Source organism: Mesorhizobium sp. M7A.F.Ca.US.006.04.2.1, assembly GCF_004022915.1.
In the GTDB taxonomy this organism is placed as follows: domain Bacteria; phylum Pseudomonadota; class Alphaproteobacteria; order Rhizobiales; family Rhizobiaceae; genus Mesorhizobium; species Mesorhizobium ciceri.
Map to the genome: position 1 here is coordinate 1 of NZ_RZQA01001644.1, position 465 is coordinate 465.

Genomic DNA, 465 nt, shown 5'->3' on the forward strand with positions numbered 1-465 from the left:
ACCGATGAACTGCTGGTCGCGGCCGACGGCGAGCGCATCATCCGCCTGGTCGCCCACCATGTCGGCGCCGAAGTGCATGCGGGTGCGCCGCGCGTGTCGGCCGAACTGCCCGGAACCGGCGAACGTTTCGAGGGCCTGCTGCCGCCTGTCGTCGCGGCACCAACGTTCGCAATTCGAAAGCCCGCCGTCGCCGTGTTCGCGCTCGAGGATTACGTCACCGCCGGCATCATGACTGGGTGCCAGGCTGAGGTGCTGCGGCTTGCCGTCGAAAGAAGGAAAAACGTGCTGGTCGCAGGCGGAACGTCGACCGGCAAGACGACTCTGGTCAACGCGCTGTTGGCGGAGGTGGCTAAAACCGCTGACCGCGTCGTGTTGATCGAGGACACGCGCGAACTGCAGTGTGCCGCGCCAAATCTGGTTGCGTTGCGCACAAAGGACGGTCTCGCCTCCCTGTCCGATCTGGTG

The 465-nt window shown here is 65.6% G+C and carries 1 protein-coding gene; it reads left to right on the forward strand.

From position 1 onward, the window contains the following. On the forward strand, nt 1-465 hold a 465-nt coding region (locus EN925_RS39195; RefSeq protein ID WP_164894855.1), incomplete at both ends, for an ATPase, T2SS/T4P/T4SS family.